Origin of the sequence: Flavobacterium sp. M31R6, assembly GCF_013284035.1 — a bacterium.
Lineage (GTDB): Bacteria > Bacteroidota > Bacteroidia > Flavobacteriales > Flavobacteriaceae > Flavobacterium.
In genome coordinates, this window is sequence record NZ_CP054141.1 from 2519641 (window position 1) to 2538217 (window position 18577).

Genomic DNA, 18577 nt, shown 5'->3' on the forward strand with positions numbered 1-18577 from the left:
ACAAATATAATTATTAATTGAACTATAACAGAAAAATTTATATTCAAAAATGATAATTTGATAATATTAGTACGGAATGAGGTTGATACTTTGATGGATTCTTAAAACGGATAAGTATAAGTGATGATTTTTGTATCTTCTTTTGAAGATTAATTACGCTGTATTTATGAGTTGGAATTATTTCAAGGAATTAATTTTTTGAAACTGCGTAATACTCATGGTTGTATTTACCAGCAACACAAAAAGCACCACTAATTAATACTAGATTTTTGATAATGTATTGACCTACCAAAGTTGGACAGTATGGAAAAGAATCAAAACATATTTTAGGCAATATAAAAAGCGGAAAAAAGGTGGCAGCCATATGAAACAGCAAAATTATAATGGTAAAGGGAATTAATTTTTTGAATAAAAAACCTACCCCTATGCATACTTCAACAAATCCTAGTGAGGGAATAAAAATTTCGGGTTTAAACCAAAAAACGGTTTGTTCCACTAGTTCACCAGCGGGGCTCATTCCTATTAATTTTAATGTTCCAAACCATATGTAGACAATTGCTAACGCATATCTCATGAAATCGACACTGTGTTTTTCCATTTTTTTGCTAATTTGAAAATAGAATGAATGGAATGTTTTATTCATAGGGATTTTTTAAAAATTATTACTCTTTTGGAAAAGCAACAGTACGTAAAATAAATTAAAAAAATGAAATAAACCGTCTGTTTTTTGTAATTATTGATGTTTATTTTGTTAAAAAGTAATTAATTTTTTGAATGTCAAGCGGTAAGACCGTTTTGTTTGTTTCTAATTTTTGTTGGTCTAAAATAATTTTAAAATTACGTTATAGTTTTTACCGATTTTATTGGTGCGAAAAGATTTAAAACTTATATTTGTCGCTACATTCAAAAATTCCGGAAAACATGTTTGAATTTCATCAGTATTTAGGCTTTTTACTTTTCTTAACCATCCTTACAATGGGATTTTGGTTAATGTTTTTCCTAGTTGGTTTCGTATCCTATTGGGTAGGTGGAGCTACTTGGGAAGCTTATAAAGAAAAGAAAGCAAAACAAAAAGAAGAAGAAGCTTAGTCTTATTTTTACTTTACAAAAAAAAAAAGGATTCGTAATTACGAATCCTTTTTTTATTATATCTGGTCTGAAGATTATCCTGGGAAATCGGCGTCTCCACCACCTTCATTTTTAGGTTGTGTCTTTTCTTTATCACTTTTAGATTTGTTGAAACGATAGGTGAATGATAAATTGAATTGACGTTTACGAAATTGCATTTCACTATACGATGTTTGGTTTTCAAGATACGTATACGATCTCATGATTCTAGTGTTGAAAATATCACTAATATTGAACGCTAATGTTGCTTTGTCTTTCATTAGATCTTTGCTGAAAGCAGTGTTCATGCTAAACTGACCTAAGTTTTTACCTTGTGCCGTTTTTTGTTCACCATTGTAGGTAGCATTCAATTGCCAGTCGATTTTGTATGGTAATGTTAGTTTTGAATTCACTCTTGCAAACCAAGTATTGGCTTGGTTGTCAAGATTCTGAACTACAAGTACACCATTAGTATCAGTATAGCTGTGCTCTCCAGTTGTTTTTACATTATACAAATTGAAATTACTGTTTATTCTCCATATTTTGAATGGGTTGTAATTTAAAGTAAACTCAAAACCGAATTTTTGTTCTTTTCCTAAGTTAATAGGTTGGCTTTTAATAACTGGAATTCCATTTACTTCATCGCCCGTTGGAGATCGCACAAAGCTGAAAACATCTTTTGTGTTTTCAAAATAAGCAGATGTATTAAAAGTTACTTTGTCCCAACGCTTGATATATCCAATATCAAATTTGTCAGTTAGGGAAGGATCTAGATCAGGATTTCCTTGAAAAATATTAACATTACTTGAATAGTTTACAGCAGGGTTCATGAAACGTCCTCTTGGTCTTGTTAAACGTTTGCTGTAGCTTGTAGTGAAGTTACTTTGATCTGAAATTTGATAACTGATAAAAGCACTTGGAAACAAGTTGTTGTATTTTTTAGTATTAAAATCGTTGGTGTCTAATAAGTTTACATGAACATTAGTGTCTTCCCAACGTAAACCAAATAAATAAGAAAATTTATTTTTTTTGAAACCATACTGTGTATAAACAGCATTGATGTTTTCTTTGTATTCTAAAGTATTTGATAAATTATCTATTCTTACTCCTTGATCGTCAAGAACATAATATTCGTTGTTTAAATCGCCAAAATTACCTTTATATCCAGCTTCAAACTGACTTCCTTCCCCTAGCGGTAGTACATAATCAGCCTGAAATTGTGCTTGTTTCTGAACTTGATTATTTAAGGTATTGTTATAATTGTTAGAACCGGTAATAATACTTTGGCTATCATCAGTATTTCTTGAAATAGAACCATCAACGGTAAGTTTGTGTCCTTTGTCGTTGAAGTTTTTGATTAAGTTTGAAGTATATGAGACGTTTTCACTACCAGTATCTCCATTGTTCAGTCGGTAAGTTGAAGCTGTGAAAATATGAGCTGCATCATAGTTGTTGTAGTTGATTAAATCTTTGTCATCGCCAGTGTTTTTTTCGTAATTGATTGCATTTGTCCAATAAGTATTTGGCGCCACGGTCCATTCAACACCAGCTCTTCCATTAAAACCATCTCTGGTTCTCTTTGTATCACGATCTTCATCTAAAAAGTTTTTAATAGAACCGTCTTCGTTAAAATATTCTGAATTAGTTTTACCGCCGCCTTCATTTGTTCTGTGATTGTAGCCTGCAGTAGTGAAGTAGTTTAATTTTTCTGTTTTATAATTCACATTGGCGCTTAAACCATAAGTCTCAGGAATACCTGTTGACGCTATAATAGTTCCATTAAAGCCTTGGTTTTTTCCTTTTTTAAGGATGATATTGATTATTCCAGAACCACCTTCCGCATCATATCGGGCTGATGGATTAGTGATAACTTCAACTTTATCAATGGCATCAGCAGGAAGTTGTCTTAAAGCTTCTGCAATATTTACAGCGTAGGACGGTCTTCCATCAATTAAAATTCGGACATTATCACTTCCTCTCAAGCTTACATTTCCTTCGGTATCAACAGAAACAGAAGGAACATTGTCTAAAACGTCGCTTACAGTTCCACCTTTTACCATCATATCCTGGCCAACGTTGTACACCTTTTTGTCCAGTTTGATTTCAACAGATGATTTTTCGGCACGAACAACTACTTCGTTCAGTTGTGAAGCATCATCTTCAAGTGCAATGGTACCCAGTGAAGTTTTTTTGGTTATGTTTTTTCCTTTTATCTCGATTGATTTAAACGAAATGAATTCAATAGTAATATCATAATTTCCTGGAACTACATCAGCTTCAAATTCCCCTTTTTTATTTGTAATTCCACCAGAAAGGGCTTTAGGATTTTTTTGATTTTTTAAGGTGACAGTAGCATCTTCTAGAGGTTGATTGCTATTTTTGTCTACAATTTTTCCAGTCACTTTGATTTTGCTAAATGTCAGAGGGCCTTGTTGAGCAAAGTTAGACAGTCCAAAAAGTAAAAAGAAAAGAACTAGAGTGAGGTTTAATTTTTTCATTAGTAATAAATAAGATTTCTCCATTGGATTGAGAAAACTTTAAAAGGTTTAAAGTTGATTTTGCTAAAATTATGTTAATATCTATATGAATGGAATTACCTTCTCTAAATCCCGGCCGATAATTGCTTTATTTCCATTAACCACTATTGGTCGTTCAATAAGAATTGGATTTTCAACCATCGCCTGAATGATTTCATTTTCAGTCAATGTTTTTGCTTTGAAATTTTCTATCCAGATAGCTTCTTTTTGACGTACTAATTCTATTGGTGTTAGATTCAGTTTTTGAAGTAGCGTGGTCAATTCAGCTGCGCTTGGTGGAGTGTTGAGATAATTGATGATTTCAATTTCTTTATTGGATTCTTTCAAAAGGAGTAAGCAGTTTCTTGATTTTCCGCAACGTTGATTGTGGTATATTTGTATCATTTTTGTAGGTAAGATTTGGTTTATACTAAAATAAAAAACTACTTTAGTTCGAGCAAAAATAAGATTTGAAATGCCATTTTAATTAAAATTATAGAAAAAATAACAAATGTTTATAGAACAAGGAATTGACGGAAATAATAAATTTTGGAAATATATCTTAGGCTCAATATTTATAATTGGGGCTTCTTTTGTGGGACAATTGCCAATGTTGGGATTATTGTTGTTTCAAACATCTTTTAGAGGAAAAGTTTATCCAACCACTGATGAAGAATTAATGCATTTTTTTGAGCCAAATTTGAATTTGTTTTTACTACTTATTTCATTTGTGTTTGCTTTAGGTGGAATTTATTTTACTGTCCGCTTTTTGCATAAGCAAGAATTTATATCCATTGTTACATCCAGAAAAAAAATGGATTGGAGAAGAGTGTTTTTCTCTTTTTTTGTATGGTCACTATTTACAGTACTTTCAACACTGTTGATGTGTTATTTGAATCCAGCTGATTTTAAAATCAATTTTCAATTTATTCCTTTCTTGATTTTGGTCGTGATTGCCACTCTTTTGGTACCAATTCAAACCAGTGTAGAAGAATTAGTCTTTCGTGGTTATTTAATGCAGGGTTTTGCCAATTTATCCAGAAATAAATGGTTTCCGTTATTGATGACATCCAGTATTTTTGGATTAATGCATTTTTTTAATCCTGAAGTAGCCAAGATGGGGAATATAATTATGATTTACTATATTGGTACAGGCCTTTTGTTAGGGATAATAACTTTAATGGATGACGGAATGGAATTGGCTTTGGGTTTTCATGCTGCAAATAATTTAATTGGAGCATTATTGGTAACCTCAGATTGGTCTGCTTTTCAAACTTACTCTATTTTTAAAGATGTCTCAGAACCCAAGGCTGGACTTGATATTATCTTCCCTGTTGTTGTTATTTATCCTCTACTTTTGCTTATATTTGGCTTAAAATACAATTGGTCTGGTTGGAAAGAAAAACTAACGGGAAGTATTGTAAAATAGTCTAAATTAAATACCCAAAAAATCAAAACAACCATTATGGATAATACAGTAACATACAAGAATGTGCACAACCATTTTAAATTAAATGGATTTCATTTGACAAAAGAAGATTTATGCAGAATAGCTTATAGTTTTATAAAAGAAGGAGAAGATTTTGAGCAGTCGGTTGGTGATTTTTTATTGGACTGGTTTGATGACAAACCATATATCGATATGTACACTTCAGGCACAACAGGAAATCCTAAATCCATTAGGATTGAGAAAGATGCAATGGTTAAATCAGCTATAGCAACTGGAGATTTTTTTGATCTTCAACCTGGGAATAGAGTTTTGCATTGTTTGCCTGCTAATTATGTTGCGGGCAAAATGATGTTTGTCCGTTCTTTTATCTTAGGTTTGGATATGGATTTTGTGCCGCCAAGCTCTCATCCTTTAGAACATAATGATCAAAAGTATGATTTTGCCGCTATGGTGCCGCTCCAAGCCAAGAATTCAATTGACAAATTATCGAATATTAAAAAGATAATAATTGGTGGAGTAAAAATTCATAAATCATTGGAACAGGAATTGATTAAATTACCAGTCGATATTTATGAAACCTATGGAATGACAGAAACAATTACGCATATTGCTGCCAAGAAAGTTGGAGTGGAAGCTTTTACCACATTGCCGCATGTAACAGTTTCTGTTAACGAGAATCAATGTTTGGAAATTGTGGCCAAAAATATTGGAAACGAAAAAATTGTTACCAATGATATCGTAAAATTGATTTCGGATAATCAGTTTATCTGGTTGGGACGTTTTGATAACGTAATCAATAGTGGAGGAATAAAAATTATGCCCGAGCAAGTGGAGGCTAAATTATCTACGCTAATACCAAGACGCTATTTTGTGAATGGAGAGCCAGATGAAACTTTGGGAGAAAAAGTTGTTCTTTATGTTGAAGGTTCACCAATGGATATTGACCATTCTGTATTTGATGTTTTGGATAAATATGAAAAACCGAAAGAAATTGTTTTTATTCCTAAATTTAAAGAAACGGCTACCGGTAAAATTATGAGAGAAGAAAGCAAAAATATAGCTGTGTAAATAAAAACTAATAGTTACAAAACAAAAGAGAGAGGATGTTTATTCCTCTCTTTTTTGTTTTGATATAAATTTTGGTTGGAATTATTTTTGCATTTTAAAAAAATAATCTGCCGAATTTTTTCCGCTGCCATAGATTAGAAAAAATATGCATACGGCTAGTGTTAGTATTGCTAATAGTAAATTTTGGTGATGCATATGTCCCATAAAGTTAATAATAATGGCGCAAATCAAAATAGGTAATTGTGATATAATGGCCCAGCGTGTCAATAAGCCAAAGAAAATTAAAATACCACCGATTAAATGTGCTGGCGCTATATAATGAATTAGAAACATACCGCCTCCAATATGGTCTATTTGGTCTATTGGTGATAATAAATCAGCTAAATATTGGATGTTTGAAAAAAAATAGACTCCTTTTATAAATAAAAACACACCAAGAGCCATTCGTAATAAATCAACAGGTAAATAAGTATGTGCATTTGCCCACTTATTTAAGGTTTTTACATTGTTCATAATGCCTTAAGTTTTAAATTAGTTACACTAAGTTATTAATAATTAATGATATATAGGTAGTTTTTTATGGAATTTATTGATAATATCTCTTTTATTTGATATTGTAATTATAGTATTAATAAAAATGTATTGATGAAAATATTCTACTTGATTGTTTACTGTTTTTTTAAAGGAGATTTGTTTTAAGTCTTGTGTTATGAATTGGATGTTTTTATTTTTTTACAAAAATAAAACTCCCAATAAGTCGGGAGTTTTATTAATTTTTAAAATGCCTAATTAATTTAGGATTAAACCTGAATTACTCCCAAATTAAATTTCTTTTTGATAGGGGAGTGATTAGCAGCTTCGATACCCATAGAGATCCAAGTTCTAGTTTCTAGCGGGTCAATAATGGCATCTGTCCACAAATGTGCTGCAGCATAATATGGTGAAACTTGTTCGTCATAACGGGCCTTGATTTTGGCAAATAATTCAGCTTCTTTGGCTTCGTCCACAATTTCTCCTTGTCCTTTTAGAGAAGAAGCTTCAATCTGTGCTAATACTTTTGCGGCTTGCGTACCTCCCATTACAGCTAGTTCAGCACTTGGCCAAGCAAAGATTAATCGCGGGTCGAATGCTTTTCCGCACATTGCATAATTTCCTGCTCCATAAGAATTCCCTACTACAACAGTGAATTTTGGTACTACCGAATTAGAAACGGCATTCACCATTTTTGCGCCGTCTTTTATGATTCCTCCATGTTCTGATTTGGAACCTACCATAAAACCGGTAACATCCTGAACAAAAACCAATGGGATTTTCTTTTGGTTGCAATTGGCAATAAAACGGGTGGCTTTATCTGCCGAATCCGAATAGATTACACCACCAAACTGCATTTCACCTTTGGTTGTTTTAACCACTTTTCTTTGATTGGCAACAATTCCCACAGCCCAGCCGTCAATTCTGGCATAGCCTGTGATAAGCGATTGTCCGTATCCTTCTTTGTAAGCTTCAAATTCAGAATTATCTACCAATCGATTGATGATTTCCATCATATCGTATTGCTCGTTTCTGGCTTTTGGCAAAATGCCAAAGATTTCTTTTTCATCCAAAGCAGGTTTTTCTGCTTTAATGCGATTGAATCCTGCTTTGTCAAAATCACCGATTTTATCGACAATATTTTTTATTTTGTCCAAAGCATCTTTGTCGTCTTTTGCCTTGTAATCTGTTACTCCAGAAATCTCACAATGTGTTGTTGCCCCGCCCAAAGTCTCATTATCGATGCTTTCGCCAATGGCAGCTTTGACCAAATAACTTCCGGCCAAGAAAATACTGCCAGTTTTGTCCACGATTAGAGCTTCATCACTCATTATGGGAAGGTAGGCACCACCTGCAACACAACTGCCCATTACGGCTGCAATTTGCGTAATCCCCATACTGCTCATTATAGCGTTGTTCCTAAAAATACGACCAAAATGTTCCTTGTCTGGAAAAATTTCGTCTTGCAATGGCAAATAAACACCAGCACTATCAACTAAATAAATGATTGGTAATCGATTTTCCATTGCAATTTCCTGAGCCCTTAGATTTTTCTTTGCAGTAATAGGAAACCAAGCACCCGCTTTTACTGTGGCATCATTGGCTACAACAATGCATTGCTTTCCTTTTATGTATCCTATTTTGACAATTACACCTCCTGATGGGCATCCTCCATGTTCAACGTACATTTTTTTTCCTGCAAAAGCACCAATCTCAATAGATTTAGCATTCTCGTCCAAAAGATAATCAATACGCTCTCGAGCGGTCATTTTTCCTTCGGCGTGAAGTTTTTCGATTCTTTTTTCGCCACCTCCGAGTTTGACTTTGGCAAATTTTTGTCTGAGTTCAGACAGTAAAAGTTTATTGTGATCTTCGTTTTTATTGAAGTTTAAATCCATAGGTGTAAAATGTATTTTTTGTAACGAGTGCTAATTTACGAAAACGATTGAAATTTTTTGAATTATATGAAAAATTTTAAATTTTTAGCAATTTAATGTTCTTTAAAATCATATAAAAATAAAAACCTCGTATTTTTTTAGATAACGAGGTTTAGTGATTAATTTCAATTCTAGAATGAATAATTTAATTGTACATTTTGGTATAATATTCATCTACCATTCGAGCAGAATCAAAAAAGGGTACAATTTGTTTCATACTAGTTTCTACTAAATCCCACCATTTTTCGGGAGTGTCGTAATACAGAGGTAATATTTCATCTTCCAGCATTCTATATAAATTATCTAAATCCATTTGGTCTTGTTGATATGTAGGTAAATTGTGATCGACAATTGGTAATACAAATGAATTTTTGGTTTCATTTAAATCTTTGAATTCACGAACCCATCCGTCATTAGTCGAAAAATTAATAGAACCATTCATAGCGGCAGTTACTCCCGATGTTCCAGAAGCTTCTCTGGTTACTCTTGGATTGTTTAACCAAACATCGGATCCTTTTTTTAATTGGCGGGATAATTTTAATTCATGACCGATAAGTACTGCCATACTTTTGAATTCTTTACTAATGTGTGAAAGATTGTCAAAATTATGAATGGCTCCATAGTCCGTTGGGTACGGCTTACCGGCAAATATTATTTGAATAGGTCTTTTAGTATCAGTCATTAAACTTTTGAACTTTTCAATATTTCTAGTAATTAAATCTGGTCTTTTGTAATCGGCAAAGCGTCTTGCCCATACAATAGTAAGAACTTCAGGATCAAATATTTTTCCAGTTTGATCGGCCACGACTTCAAAAAGTTTAGTTTTTAATCTCTTTTTTCGATTGATTAATTCTTCTCGGTCTTTACTGGCATGGGCATCGTCCAGCCAAGGATCTACCCAGTATTTTTTATTTTGGGCATTAGTAATATGTGTTATTGGGCAAATTCCACTGAAATCTTTCCACATGTCTCTAGAAACTTCGCCATGTAATTTTGACACTCCATTTGCTTTGTGGCTCAATCGTAATGCTACGAGTGAATGATTGAAAGTATTATCGTGGATACCAGTTATTTCTCTAACGGTTTCCAATGGTATGCCGTCGAAGAAACTTAAGTTTTCCAGTAAATAAATATCGTGTTTCTCATTTCCGGCTTCTTCGGGAGTGTGGGTGGTAAAAACCATTTTTTCTCTAATTTTCCCAACGCTTTTATATTTGTTGTACAAATGAAAAACAGAAGAAACGGCATGCGCTTCATTTAAATGATAAATATCCGGCTCGTAGTCCAAGGCGTCCAGTAATTTGGCTCCACCGAGTCCTAGAACCATTGTTTGGGCTATTTTGGCACTTGGATCTGAATCGTATAGCCTGAATGTTGTTGATTTGGCTAGATAATCATTTTCGGGTAAATCTGTGGAAAGAAAAAACATGGGTACAGTTCCAAAGATTTCCGGTTTTAAGAAATAAGCTCTAATCCAAACATCGTGATTGTTTATTTTTATGGTGAATCGTATGTTGGTATCTTCAAGAAAACTGTAGTTTTTCTCTCTGAAAAGCGCACCCATAGAAAGATCTTCTTTTAGGTATTGGTCATAATATCCTTTTTTCCACAAAATTCCGATTCCGATCAAGTTTTGTTTCAAATCATATGCAGAACGCATGTGTGATCCTGCCAAAAAACCTAATCCTCCAGAATAGATTTTGAGACATTGGTCAATGGCAAATTCCATAGAAAAATAAACTGCCGATTTTTTGTATTTTTTATCAAATGCGTATGGATGTCTGTATTTTTCGGGTAAACTCTTACTCATATTGTGTAGGTATTTAAAGTTTGATACCTAACAAATTTAAATAATTTGTTTTTGAAATTGTGCTTTTGGATGTTATATATTATGCTTGTATGGTGTTATTTATCAGTTTCTTGAGCGATATCGTTTTAGAGATAGTTATTGTAAAATTTGAAACGGATTTTAAATCTAAAGAGCTTATTTATATCTTGAATTTTTAAATTATTCTTAATTGCTTTTTATGAATTAAAATGGCTTAAACTAAAACGTGAATTATATAAGCTTTAGAACTAAATATATAACAGTAAGTCTTTTTTCGGATTCTACCTTTGAATAAATTTCAAAGCTGTGCTAAAAACATTCTCATTCATTTTATTTTTCCTTTCTATTTTTTCATCAAATGCTCAGGTTCAAGCTTTATTCAATGATAAAGTTGAACTCAAAACCATGGTTGCCCGTTGGGAATTAGATTCAACCGCGGCAAGAGGGACTTTTTTGGTTACTCCCTACAAAGCAATTTATGTTTTACCTTTTGTGTGGACGAGTAATCCAAATGAGCAACCCCATTCTGGAAATCCTTCACCAGAATATATCCCGCCAGCGAAGGTTGATTATGATGTTGTCGAAATGAAATTTCAGTTGAGTTTTAAAACTAAAATTTTGCAGGGATTTTTATGGGGACATGCCGATTTGTGGGTGGCTTATACCCAAATATCGCATTGGCAAATATATAATACAGAATTATCACGCCCATTCAGAGAAATTAATTACGAACCCGAAATCATTCTTAATTTTCCTGTTAAGTTTAATGTATTTGGGTTTAAAACCCGAATGATTGGGGTTTCATTTGATCACGAGTCAAACGGAAAAAGTTATCCCAATACCAGAAGTTGGAATAGGGTTATTATGATGACTGGTTTTGAGCGGAAAAATTGGAATATTTACATCAGGCCTTGGTATGTAATTCCAGAATCAAAAGGTGATAATCCCGATATATCAAATTATATTGGTAATGCAGATGTGAATATTATTTATACAAAAAATAAAAGTGTTCTTACTTTTATCGGAAGTCATAATTTTAGTTTTGATGGAAATATGAGAGGAAGTTCTACTTTTTCCTGGGCTTATCCCATAAAAGGAAATCTTAGAGGTTATTTGCAGGTTTCTCACGGTTATGGAAATTCACTGATTGATTATAATCACGATCAAACTACTGTAGGAGTTGGGGTTTCATTGATTGAATGGCAGTAGGGTATTGACTCTTTTAGAGTTCATTATAAAGACAAAATAAAAATGCCTTTCAATATTTTGAAAGGCATTTTTTGGTATAAGATTGTTTGTTAAGTACTATTCCTCTTCACGCTGTCCCATCATCATCAGGTAGGCTTTTAGGAATCCGTCGATGTTTCCGTTCATAACGCTGTCAACGTCGCTGGTTTCATGTCCAGTTCTTACGTCTTTTACCAGTTTATATGGTTGCATTACGTAATTACGTATTTGTGATCCCCATTCGATTTTCATTTTTCCGGCTTCAATATCGCTGCGTTGCTCTTGTTGTTTTTTAAGCTCAATTTCATATAATTGAGAACGCAACATTTGCATAGCACGAGTTCGGTTGTCGTGTTGTGAACGCGTTTCTGAACACTGTATCTGAATTCCGGTTGGTTTGTGGGTCAATTGCACTTTGGTTTCAACCTTGTTTACGTTTTGACCTCCAGCGCCACTGGAACGGGCGGTTACAATTTCAATATCGGCAGGGTTGATTTCAATCTCAATGGTGTCGTCAACAAGCGGATAAACATAAACCGAAGCAAATGATGTATGCCTTTTGGCGTTACTGTCGAAAGGAGAAATACGTACCAATCGGTGAACACCGTTTTCGCCTTTAAGATATCCAAAAGAATAGTCACCTTCAATTTCAAGTGTTACGGTTTTTATGCCCGCAGCATCGCCTTTTTGAAAATTCAGTTCCCTGATTTTGTAACCTTCTTTTTCGGCCCACATCATGTACATACGCATGAGCATTTCGGCCCAATCACAACTTTCGGTACCACCCGCTCCGGCCGTAATTTGAAGTACAGCACTCAAAGAATCGCCTTCTTCCGAAAGCATATTTTTGAATTCTATAGCTTCAATATGTGCTTGAGTTGAGTTGTACTGATCGTCTAATTCTTCGGGAGTTAGCTCTCCTTCTTTGTAAAAATCATAAGCAAGTTGCAACTCGTCTGTCATCTCGACAGCTTTGTTGTAATCTTCAATCCATTTTTTTTTGCTCCGAAGGTTTTTTACAAGAATCTCGGCTTCTTTGGCGTTGTTCCAAAAGTCGGGAGCAAAGGTTTTTTCTTCTTCGTTGGCAATTTCGATAAGCTTGGCATCAACGTCAAAGATACCTCCTCAACGCACCAAGGCGTTCCACAATACCTTTTATTTGTTCGGTAGTTGTCATAAATTATAGTAGTTTTGTGTCGAAAATTATTGGGTTAGCAGTATTAGCCCTGATAGCAGTGGAAATCCTTTTCTATTTTTTCTTTAAAATAGAAAAGATTGCAACGAATAGCAGGAATAGCTCCTAATAATTTTACTAGTTTTGAATGCAAAAATAGGATATAGTTTTTAGATTATGGAAATAAATTTGATTAGCGATACGATTACCAAACCATCGGTTGAAATGTTGCAATACATGTTTAACGCTCAAGTGGGGGATGATGTGTACAAGCAAGATCCAACTGTTATTGCACTTGAAGCGAGATTGGCTGGGATGTTTGGTATGGAGGCGGGGCTTTTTTTTCCGTCAGGGACTATGGCAAATCAAACTGCGATTAAATTGCATACGCAGCCTGGGGAGCAATTGATTGCCGATAAATATGCCCACGTGTATCATTATGAAGGTGGCGGTGTTTCGTTTAACAGCGGAGTTTCTTGCTGTTTACTGGATGGAGATAGAGGAATGATTACGGCCGAGCAAGTAGCCGGAGCGATAAATGACCCTGAGTTTTACCATAGCCCGTTAACGAGTTTGGTTTGTGTGGAAAACACCACGAATAAAGGGGGTGGAGCTTGTTATGACTTGGAAGAATTAAAGAAAATAAAAGCAGTTTGCGATGCGAATAATTTAAAATTCCATTTGGATGGTGCCCGAATTTGGAATGCCGTGGTAGCCAAAAAGCAGCACCCAAGAGAGTTTGGGGCATTGTTTGATACGATTTCAGTTTGTTTATCGAAAGGATTGGGAGCGCCAATTGGTTCGGTTCTTTTGGCTGATAAAGCAACTATTCATAGAGCATTGCGTATTCGAAAAATATTGGGTGGTGGTATGCGTCAAGTGGGATATCTTGCGGCTGCAGGGAATTTTGCATTGGATAATAATATTGCCAAATTAGTAGATGATCACAGAAGAGCCAGAGAAATTGCTGAAGTTTTGTCACGCCAACTATGGATAGGTAAAATAGAGCCGGTAGAAACTAATATTCTGATTTTTGCGCTTCGTGAAGGCTTAAATGAAAAAGTTTTTATCGAGAAATTAAAAGAGAAAAATATTTTGATTAGCGCATTGGGACACGGAAAACTGCGAATTGTGACGCATCTTGATTACAAAGAAGTGATGCATACTTATGTTTTGGAAACATTGCAGAAGATTACTCTTTAAGGTGTTTTCATAAAATAGGAATATTCATTTTCATCATATATTGCAAAGCCTAGATCCTTATAAAGAGTTTGGGCTTTGTTTATTTTAAGAACACTAAGTTTTACTGGGATTTTCTTTGTGGATGATTCTTGGAGAATGGATTTTATTATTTGTCTTCCAATACCTATGTTTTGATAATTTGGAGCAACTTGAATTTGATGGATTTCAATTTCGGTGTTGCTTTCGGAAACTTTTAGAAGTCCGATTTTTTGCTCGTTTAACAGAATTATTTTGGCGTGTTCAAAATGATGGTTTATTCGACTTAAAAGATTCTCTTCGTTTACTTTCTTTCCAGCTTTAATGTAGTGTTCTACCATTGTCTCTTTGCGAAGCCAAAGGAGAAATTCAAGATCTTCCTTGGTTGCCTTTTTGAAAGTTAACGCTTCTTGATTCATGAGAGTAGAAAGGTTTGTTTTAAGTTTCAGGTTTCAAGTTTCACGTTTGGAACATGAAACTTGAAACATGTTTTTAACCTGAAACAAAATATTTATTTAAACATATCTTCCATTCCTGGAATCATTGGCATATCCATTTTGGCAACGGCATCTAGTTCTGATTGGTTGATTTTTGCTGCTTTTTCTATCGCTTTATTCAGTACCAAAATCAAGTAATCTTCCAGTTGCTCCTTGTCTTCCAATAGTGAATCATCGATGGCGATTGATTTAATTTTGGTATTGGCGGTCAAAGTGACTTTCAATAAGTTGTCGCTACTTTGTTCGTCAATTAGTACGGTGTCTAAACGTTTTTTAGTATCTTCGATTTTTTGTTGGGTTTCTCTAAGTTTACCCATCATTCCCATTAAATCCATTTTGGTGATTTTTAAATTATTGAAGGACAAAATTACTGAATTAGATTTTTATATACGTTAAATAAGGTTTAAAACGAATTCGTTTTAAAATCGCTTTGTGTTATTTTTGCATTTTAAATACTAAAACCCCTCGCAAACAATGCCAGAAAATAGTTTACCTCCCATAGCCAAAATAATTCCTAAGAAATTAAAGAAATTTGGCGAAGTCAGAATCGATAATTATTTTTGGTTAAACGATAGGGAAAACCCCGAGGTTATTGATTATTTGAATCAAGAAAATGCCTATTATCAAGAAAAAACGGCGCATACCAAAGATTTTCAGGCAGCCCTTTTCGAAGAAATGAAAAGTCGGATTAAGGAAGATGACCAATCGGTTCCTTATTTGTACAATGGGTATTATTATATTACCCGATATGAAAAAGGGCAGGATTACCCGATTTATTCCCGAAAAAAGGAAAGTCTTTCGGCAAAGGAAGAAATACTCTTCAATTGCAATGAAATGGCAAAGGACAAGCCTTATTTTCAGTTGGGAGCATTGAGTATTAGCCCGGATAATAAATTGGCGCTTTTTAGTTATGATATCGTTGGGAGAAGAATTTATACCATTCAGATAAAAAATCTGGAAACCAATGAAATTCTTGAAGATAAAATAGAAAATGTTACTGGAAGCGCCGTTTGGGCGAATGATAACAAAACCATATTTTACTCGGATCAAGATGATGTTACTTTGCGTTCGCATAAAATTTTCAAACATAAATTAGGTGCAAAACAAGCTGACGATGTATTAGTTTATTTTGAAGAAGATGAAACTTTTAATGTAGAAATAGCAAAGTCCAAGTCACAAAAGTATTTGGCGATTGAATCTGATAGTACTTTGACCACAGAATATCAAATTCTGGATGCTGATAATCCTGACGGCGAATTTAAAATTTTCCAAAAAAGGGTTAGAGGAATGGAATACAGTATCAGTCATTTTGGGGATAGTTTTTATATTTTGACAAATAAAGATCAGGCAGAGAATTTTAAATTGATGAAAACTCCAGTTGGCAAGACTTCAAAAGCTAATTGGGTTGAAGTCATTGCACACAGAAAAGATGTTTTGCTGGAAGATATTGAGATATTCAAAGACTTTTTGGTAGTTGAGGAACGTGAAAACGGCTTGAATAAAATCCGAATTATGCCTTGGAGTGGAGAAGGGGAGTATTATCTTCCTTTTGAAAGTGAAACCTATACCGCTTATACGAGTTCTAATGTTGATTTTGATACCGATATATTGCGTTATGGATATCAGTCGATGACAACCCCTTCTTCGATTATTGATTTCAATATGAAGACTAAAGTCAAAGAAATCAAAAAAGAGCAAGAAGTACTTGGTGGAAAATTTGATAAAAATAATTATACTGAGGAACGTGTTTGGGCAACAGCAACAGATGGTGTAAAAATACCTATTTCGATGGTTTATAGAAAGGGTTTAAAGAAAGATGGCACAAATCCATTGCTTCAATATGCTTATGGTTCTTACGGCCATTCTATGGATGCTACATTTTCGTCGACAAGGCTGACTTTACTGGACAGAGGCTTTATTTTTGCCATTGCGCACATACGAGGCGGCGAAGATTTGGGAAGACAATGGTATGAAGATGGAAAATTATTGAAAAAGAAAAATACATTTACTGATTTTATAGATTGTTCAAAATTTTTAATAGCCGAAAAATACACTTCACCACAACATTTGTATGCCGAAGGAGGTTCGGCCGGTGGTTTGTTGATGGGAGTTGTTGTCAATGAAGCTCCTGAATTATACAAGGGGGTTATCGCACAAGTAGCTTTTGTGGACGTTATAACTACGATGCTTGACGATAGTATTCCACTTACAACGGGAGAATATGATGAATGGGGGAATCCGAATGTTCGAAAATATTATGACTATATGCTTTCCTATTCCCCATACGATAATGTATTGCCACAAAAATATCCAAATATGTATGTGTCAACAGGATTACATGATTCTCAGGTACAGTATTGGGAACCAGCTAAATGGGTGGCTAAATTACGTGCTTTGAAAACAGATAATAATCTCCTGTTTTTGGATACAAATATGGATGCAGGGCATGGAGGAGCATCTGGTCGCTTTGAAGCCATTAAGGAATTAGCAAAAGAGTATAGTTTTTTATTAGATTTAGAGAAAATTGAAAACTAATTAGATTTTTTTTGTTAGATTTGCATCATATCGGGGTAAATTAAAAAAATGCTCTTAGATAAACTATTTTTTTATGAAAGAAGAAATAAATGCTTATAATAATGTTTTAGAGTTAATAGGTAATACTCCACTTATTAGGCTAAATAGTATAACCGAGAATTTAAAGGGTAATTTCTACGCTAAGGTTGAGTCCTTTAATCCGGGTCATTCTTCGAAAGATAGAATTGCTTTATATATTATCGAAGAAGCAGAAAAGCAAGGAATTTTATCACCTGGAGATACCATAATCGAAACTACCTCTGGAAATACCGGTTTTAGTTTGGCAATGGTTAGTATTATAAAAGGATACAATTGTATACTGGCGGTAAGTTCAAAATCTTCAAAAGATAAGATTGATATGTTAAGGAGCTTGGGGGCGAAAGTATATGTTTGCCCGGCACACGTTTCTGCAGACGACGATCGATCTTATTATAATGTAGCCAAGCGCTTGCATGAAGAAACTAAAGGATCTGTTTATATCAATCAATATTTTAATCAATTAAATATTGATGCACATTATAAGTCGACTGGACCAGAAATTTGGAAACAAACAAATGGTCACATTACACATCTAGTAGCTTGTAGCGGAACTGGAGGAACAATTTCTGGGACGGCTAAGTACTTGAAAGAGCAAAATCCTAATGTTAAGATACTTGGTGTTGATGCTTTTGGTTCTGTTTTAAAAAAATACCACGAAACTAAAGAATTTGATAATGATGAAATCTACCCTTATAGAATAGAAGGTTTAGGGAAAAATTTGATCCCATCTGCTACAGATTTTGATATTATAGATAAATTTATCAAAGTATCCGACGAGGAAAGTGCTCACTCTGCAAGAGAGATCACCAGAAAAGAGGGTTTATTTGTTGGTTATACTTCAGGTGCAGTAATGCAGGCAATAAAGCAATATGCTGAAGAAGGAGAGTTTGACGAAAATAGTAATGTTGTTGCTATTTTTCCTGATCATGGTTCTCGTTATATGAGTAAAGTGTTTAGTGATGAATGGATGAATGACCAAGGATTTTTTGACAGTATTAATGAAGAAGAAGTACAGAAAGTTGAATTTATAAAATAAGAATCAACTTATTCAATATAAAAACTCCGGTTTAGAAATAGCTGGAGTTTTTTTGTGGCTATTAGTGATCTATTTAAAAGACGTTTTTTTTAGAGAAATTTATTTATACCAAAATCCGGACTAAAGATTTATTTTTCAAAAGAATGGACAAGGAAGAACATCTTTAGCGCTAAAATTTTATTTAATCAATAGTTGCAATAATGTTATTTTTTATGTTTAAATAATTCATATATTTCTTTTAAATTTGATAAAAAAATGTAATAATTATAAGTCTTTTTGTTTGTTTTGTGGATTTTAAACGATTTTTTTAACATTTTATCGGGATATTTAGGCTCTTGCTAGATCAATCCTTAGATTTGAGATTAATAAATGATA

Annotated in this window: 16 protein-coding genes; 7 read left to right on the top strand and 9 right to left on the bottom strand. The window is 33.8% G+C overall.

Translation table 11 applies throughout. The features are described from left to right. Positions 1-190: 190 nt before the first annotated feature. Entirely contained in the window at positions 191-598 is a 408-nt protein-coding gene (locus HQN62_RS10260) for a hypothetical protein (RefSeq protein WP_243412020.1), read from the bottom strand. Between the two features lie 323 nt (positions 599-921). Here HQN62_RS10260 and HQN62_RS10265 point away from each other — a divergent pair, with 323 nt between their 5' ends. After that, positions 922-1089 carry a hypothetical protein gene (locus tag HQN62_RS10265; protein ID WP_116795336.1) on the top strand — a complete coding sequence of 56 codons (168 nt, stop codon included), beginning with the start codon at positions 922-924 and terminating at the stop codon, positions 1087-1089. Between the two features lie 74 nt (positions 1090-1163). Here the strand turns inward: HQN62_RS10265 and HQN62_RS10270 are convergent, their stop codons facing one another. Both HQN62_RS10270 and arsC read right to left on the bottom strand, forming a co-directional pair. Then, the gene (locus HQN62_RS10270; protein WP_173504299.1) at positions 1164-3605 is read right to left on the bottom strand and encodes a TonB-dependent receptor; all 2442 of its coding nucleotides are present in this window, start codon (positions 3603-3605) and stop codon (positions 1164-1166) included. An 81-nt stretch (positions 3606-3686) separates the two neighbouring features. Then, positions 3687-4028, bottom strand: a complete 342-nt coding sequence (gene arsC, locus HQN62_RS10275) for an arsenate reductase (glutaredoxin) (protein WP_173504300.1) — start codon at positions 4026-4028, stop codon at positions 3687-3689. Between the two features lie 106 nt (positions 4029-4134). Between arsC and HQN62_RS10280 the strand changes: the two genes are divergently transcribed. Both HQN62_RS10280 and HQN62_RS10285 read left to right on the top strand, forming a co-directional pair. Further along, positions 4135-5052, top strand: a complete 918-nt coding sequence (locus tag HQN62_RS10280; protein WP_173504301.1) for a CPBP family intramembrane glutamic endopeptidase — start codon at positions 4135-4137, stop codon at positions 5050-5052. A 36-nt stretch (positions 5053-5088) separates the two neighbouring features. Then, entirely contained in the window at positions 5089-6141 is a 1053-nt protein-coding gene (locus HQN62_RS10285; protein ID WP_173504302.1) for an AMP-binding protein, read from the top strand. A gap of 81 nt (positions 6142-6222) precedes the next feature. Here HQN62_RS10285 and HQN62_RS10290 read toward each other — a convergent pair whose 3' ends face one another. The 3 genes from HQN62_RS10290 to glgP form a co-directional block, all read right to left on the bottom strand. Continuing rightward, a complete protein-coding gene (locus tag HQN62_RS10290) occupies positions 6223-6654 on the bottom strand; it encodes a DoxX family protein (protein WP_173504303.1) in 432 nt (143 codons plus the stop codon). Positions 6655-6941: 287 nt separating this feature from the next. After that, a complete protein-coding gene (locus HQN62_RS10295) occupies positions 6942-8570 on the bottom strand; it encodes an acyl-CoA carboxylase subunit beta (RefSeq protein ID WP_173504304.1) in 1629 nt (542 codons plus the stop codon). A 184-nt stretch (positions 8571-8754) separates the two neighbouring features. Then, positions 8755-10419, bottom strand: coding sequence for an alpha-glucan family phosphorylase (gene glgP / locus HQN62_RS10300; RefSeq protein WP_173504305.1), 1665 nt, complete (start codon positions 10417-10419; stop codon positions 8755-8757). A 324-nt stretch (positions 10420-10743) separates the two neighbouring features. Here glgP and HQN62_RS10305 point away from each other — a divergent pair, with 324 nt between their 5' ends. Then, positions 10744-11646, top strand: a complete 903-nt coding sequence (locus HQN62_RS10305; protein ID WP_254454427.1) for a phospholipase A — start codon at positions 10744-10746, stop codon at positions 11644-11646. 96 nt (positions 11647-11742) lie between these two features. On the opposite strand, the gene prfB is transcribed toward HQN62_RS10305, so the two are convergent. Further along, a protein-coding gene (gene prfB / locus HQN62_RS10310; RefSeq protein ID WP_116795328.1) for a peptide chain release factor 2 occupies positions 11743-12841 on the bottom strand; the annotation gives its coding sequence in 2 pieces (ribosomal slippage) (positions 11743-12777 and positions 12779-12841; 1098 coding nt in all). Positions 12842-13015: 174 nt separating this feature from the next. Here prfB and HQN62_RS10315 point away from each other — a divergent pair. Beyond that, positions 13016-14041, top strand: a complete 1026-nt coding sequence (locus tag HQN62_RS10315; RefSeq protein WP_173504306.1) for a threonine aldolase family protein — start codon at positions 13016-13018, stop codon at positions 14039-14041. On the opposite strand, the gene HQN62_RS10320 is transcribed toward HQN62_RS10315, so the two are convergent. Together HQN62_RS10320 and HQN62_RS10325 are read right to left on the bottom strand one after the other, a co-directional pair. Next, positions 14038-14475, bottom strand: coding sequence for a GNAT family N-acetyltransferase (locus tag HQN62_RS10320; protein ID WP_173504307.1), 438 nt, complete (start codon positions 14473-14475; stop codon positions 14038-14040). The two genes, HQN62_RS10315 and HQN62_RS10320, sit on opposite strands and share 4 nt — an antisense overlap. 92 nt (positions 14476-14567) lie before the next feature. Beyond that, a complete protein-coding gene (locus HQN62_RS10325; RefSeq protein WP_116795325.1) occupies positions 14568-14888 on the bottom strand; it encodes a YbaB/EbfC family nucleoid-associated protein in 321 nt (106 codons plus the stop codon). 139 nt (positions 14889-15027) lie between these two features. Here HQN62_RS10325 and HQN62_RS10330 point away from each other — a divergent pair, with 139 nt between their 5' ends. Both HQN62_RS10330 and capA read left to right on the top strand, forming a co-directional pair. Continuing rightward, positions 15028-17088 carry a S9 family peptidase gene (locus HQN62_RS10330; RefSeq protein WP_173504308.1) on the top strand — a complete coding sequence of 687 codons (2061 nt, stop codon included), beginning with the start codon at positions 15028-15030 and terminating at the stop codon, positions 17086-17088. Between the two features lie 73 nt (positions 17089-17161). Continuing rightward, on the top strand, positions 17162-18202 hold the full coding sequence (gene capA, locus HQN62_RS10335) for a cysteate synthase (protein WP_116795323.1): 1041 nt from the start codon (positions 17162-17164) through the stop codon (positions 18200-18202). Positions 18203-18577 lie beyond the last annotated feature (375 nt).

What these genes read in the sequence shown, in the direction of transcription:
- HQN62_RS10325 (WP_116795325.1), bottom strand. Translation starts at nt 14,888, where the DNA reads ATGGATTTAATGGGAATGATGGGTAAACTTAGAGAAACCCAACAAAAA.
- HQN62_RS10260 (WP_243412020.1), bottom strand. Translation starts at nt 598, where the DNA reads ATGGAAAAACACAGTGTCGATTTCATGAGATATGCGTTAGCAATTGTC.
- HQN62_RS10280 (WP_173504301.1), top strand. Translation starts at nt 4,135, where the DNA reads ATGTTTATAGAACAAGGAATTGACGGAAATAATAAATTTTGGAAATAT.
- glgP (WP_173504305.1), bottom strand. Translation starts at nt 10,419, where the DNA reads ATGAGTAAGAGTTTACCCGAAAAATACAGACATCCATACGCATTTGAT.
- HQN62_RS10270 (WP_173504299.1), bottom strand. Translation starts at nt 3,605, where the DNA reads ATGAAAAAATTAAACCTCACTCTAGTTCTTTTCTTTTTACTTTTTGGA.
- capA (WP_116795323.1), top strand. Translation starts at nt 17,162, where the DNA reads ATGAAAGAAGAAATAAATGCTTATAATAATGTTTTAGAGTTAATAGGT.
- HQN62_RS10320 (WP_173504307.1), bottom strand. Translation starts at nt 14,475, where the DNA reads ATGAATCAAGAAGCGTTAACTTTCAAAAAGGCAACCAAGGAAGATCTT.
- HQN62_RS10290 (WP_173504303.1), bottom strand. Translation starts at nt 6,654, where the DNA reads ATGAACAATGTAAAAACCTTAAATAAGTGGGCAAATGCACATACTTAT.
- HQN62_RS10315 (WP_173504306.1), top strand. Translation starts at nt 13,016, where the DNA reads ATGGAAATAAATTTGATTAGCGATACGATTACCAAACCATCGGTTGAA.
- HQN62_RS10330 (WP_173504308.1), top strand. Translation starts at nt 15,028, where the DNA reads ATGCCAGAAAATAGTTTACCTCCCATAGCCAAAATAATTCCTAAGAAA.
- HQN62_RS10285 (WP_173504302.1), top strand. Translation starts at nt 5,089, where the DNA reads ATGGATAATACAGTAACATACAAGAATGTGCACAACCATTTTAAATTA.
- HQN62_RS10265 (WP_116795336.1), top strand. Translation starts at nt 922, where the DNA reads ATGTTTGAATTTCATCAGTATTTAGGCTTTTTACTTTTCTTAACCATC.
- arsC (WP_173504300.1), bottom strand. Translation starts at nt 4,028, where the DNA reads ATGATACAAATATACCACAATCAACGTTGCGGAAAATCAAGAAACTGC.
- HQN62_RS10295 (WP_173504304.1), bottom strand. Translation starts at nt 8,570, where the DNA reads ATGGATTTAAACTTCAATAAAAACGAAGATCACAATAAACTTTTACTG.